This window comes from Acinetobacter tandoii (assembly GCF_008867985.1).
Taxonomy (GTDB): domain Bacteria; phylum Pseudomonadota; class Gammaproteobacteria; order Pseudomonadales; family Moraxellaceae; genus Acinetobacter; species Acinetobacter tandoii.
Map to the genome: position 1 here is coordinate 1 of NZ_VXLD01000038.1, position 345 is coordinate 345.

General features: G+C 51.0%; 1 protein-coding gene. It reads left to right on the plus strand.

Annotated features, from left to right (window positions below):
* Positions 1 to 345: thiolase family protein (locus F4W09_RS17000; RefSeq protein WP_472755572.1), on the plus strand; the 345-nt coding region annotated here is incomplete at both ends.

Here is a 345-nt window from a genome sequence, read left to right on the forward strand (position 1 = left end):
AGGTTTGGCGAAACTGAAGCCAGTCGTCACAGCAGAAGGCACCGTCACAGCGGGAAACGCGTCAGGCATCAATGACGGTGCGGCTGCTGTACTGATTGCTTCGGAACAAGCCGTCGAGCAATACCAACTTAAACCACGTGCCAAGATTATTGCATCTACGGCTGTGGGGGTTGAACCTCGCATTATGGGCTTTGCCCCAGCACCAGCAATTAAGAAATTGCTGAAACAAGCTAATCTCACAATCGAGCAGATGGATGTGATTGAGTTGAATGAAGCCTTTGCGGCACAGGCACTGGCGGTTACCCGTGATTTAGGTCTGGCAGATGATACGACACAAGTGAATCC